This is a genomic window from Promicromonospora citrea (genome assembly GCF_013004695.1).
Taxonomy (GTDB): Bacteria; Actinomycetota; Actinomycetes; order Actinomycetales; family Cellulomonadaceae; genus Promicromonospora; species Promicromonospora citrea.
On the sequence record NZ_JABEMG010000268.1, the window covers coordinates 1 to 1,782 of the forward strand.

Genomic DNA, 1,782 nt, shown 5'->3' on the forward strand with positions numbered 1-1,782 from the left:
CGAGGCCGCCGCCGCGGCGGCCGACCACGCCGTACCCGTCGTCGCCGTCACGGACCGCAGCGAGGTGACCCGGCGCCAGTGGTCGGCCGCCGGCCTGAGCGGCGTGCACGAGCTGGCCGACGGCGACGTCGCGCGCGTCGCCCGCACGTGGACGCCGGGCTGGGCCGGGCGGGTGGTGTGACCTGATCCCTGTGGACGGGTCGTTGCCAGGACGGGCCGGGGGCGTACGATCTGGAGGAGAACGACCGGTAGCGGGAACAGACGGACGATCCGATGGGTTGGCACCGCTGACAGATCGACTACGGGTATGTCGAACACGATCGGGAGATGACATGACCGACACCACCACGGACATCGCCACCCACGGCGTCAACGTCACCGACGTCGCCGCGGGCAAGGTCCGTAGCCTGCTCGAGCAGGAGGGCCGCGACGACCTGCGTCTGCGCGTCGCGGTGCAGCCGGGTGGCTGCTCCGGGCTGATCTACCAGCTCTACTTCGACGAGCGGCTGCTCGACGGGGACGCGCTCCGCGACTACGACGGCGTCGAGGTCGTCGTGGACAAGATGAGCGTGCCGTACCTCGAGGGCGCGACGATCGACTTCAAGGACACGATCGAGCAGCAGGGCTTCACGATCGACAACCCGAACGCGGGCAGCGCGTGCGCCTGCGGCGGGTCGTTCTCCTGATCTGAGCTCCTGAGCCGCGAGGCCCGCAGCGCTCCGCCCGGACGGGCCGGTCACCACGTGGTGACCGGCCCGTCCGCGTGCCCGGTGTCAGGACAGCCGGACCGTGACCGACCAGCCCGTCCAGGCCTCGTCGACCAGGCGGTCGGCGGGGGCGTCGGCGAGGGCGTGCTCCCGCGTCGCCACGTGGTCGTGCCCGCGCATGCGGCACCAGGCCGGCACGTCGAGCCGCGCGGCGGGGTCGGTGGACAGCACGGTCAGCTCCGTGCCCGCGGGCAGGTCCCGCGCGGCCGCCGCGAGGCGGATCACGGGCAGCGGGCAGCGCAGGCCGCGGGCGTCCACGAGCACGCTCACAGCCCGCCGACCCCCAGCATCTCGCGCACCCCCGCCACGGCGTCGGGCAGGGCCGCGCAGAACCGGTCGACGTCCTCGGCCGTGGTGGACCGGTCCAGCGCGACGCGCACGTTGCCGTGGGTCAGCACGCCCATCGCCGCGAGCACGTGCGACGGCTCGAGGGTGCTCGCCGTGCACGCCGACCCGGAGCCGACGGCGAAGCCCTGCCGGTCGAGCTGGGTCACGAGGGCCTCGCCGTCGACGTAGAGGAACGAGAAGGTGGCGACGTGCGGCAGGCGCCCGTCCGGGTCGCCCACCACCTCGACGTCCGGCACCTGCGCGACGCGCGCCCTGAGCCGGTCCACCAGCTCGCGGCGCCGCGCGTCCTGCGCCACGCGGTCGGCCTCGACGGCCTGCAGCGCCACCGCGGCGGCGAACGCGAGCGGCACGCTCACCCCTCCCGGCGCCCAGGGGTCCTCGTCCTCCGGGCCGACGGGCGCGGTCCGGACGCGCTGCCGGACCGCGAGCACGCCGACGCCCGCCGGTCCGCCCCAGTCCGCCGGGTCCGCCGCGAGCAGGTCCCAGGCGGCAGGCACCGCCACGTGACCGACGCTCGCGCCCGCGTCGACGAGCAGCGGGACGCCGGCCGCCCGAGCGGCGCCGTGCACCGCCTCGACGGGCTGCAGGGTGCCGACCTCGCCGTTCGCGTGCTGCAGGGCGGCCAGCGCGACGCCGGGGCCGGCCACGGCGGCCGCCATCGCGTCGG

3 protein-coding genes and 1 pseudogene are annotated in these 1,782 nt (G+C 75.7%); 2 read left to right on the forward strand and 2 right to left on the reverse strand.

Annotated elements, in window-relative coordinates; all coding sequences use genetic code 11:
• Both HLB15_RS23480 and erpA read left to right on the forward strand, forming a co-directional pair.
• A pseudogene (locus tag HLB15_RS23480) lies at positions 1–181 on the forward strand (hypothetical protein); the annotation flags it as partial.
• A gap of 151 nt (positions 182–332) precedes the next feature.
• Positions 333–686, forward strand: coding sequence for an iron-sulfur cluster insertion protein ErpA (erpA, locus tag HLB15_RS23485; RefSeq protein WP_119143950.1), 354 nt, complete (start codon positions 333–335; stop codon positions 684–686).
• An 87-nt stretch (positions 687–773) separates the two neighbouring features.
• Here erpA and HLB15_RS23490 read toward each other — a convergent pair whose 3' ends face one another.
• A complete protein-coding gene (locus HLB15_RS23490; protein WP_229785658.1) occupies positions 774–1,031 on the reverse strand; it encodes a sulfurtransferase TusA family protein in 258 nt (85 codons plus the stop codon).
• A gap of 2 nt (positions 1,032–1,033) precedes the next feature.
• Positions 1,034–1,782 (reverse strand): aminotransferase class V-fold PLP-dependent enzyme (locus HLB15_RS23495; protein ID WP_171109168.1); only part of this gene is annotated, 749 nt, incomplete at its 5' end.

Coding starts and splice junctions, on each gene's coding strand:
- erpA (WP_119143950.1), top strand. CDS start 333: ATGACCGACACCACCACGGACATCGCCACCCACGGCGTCAACGTCACC.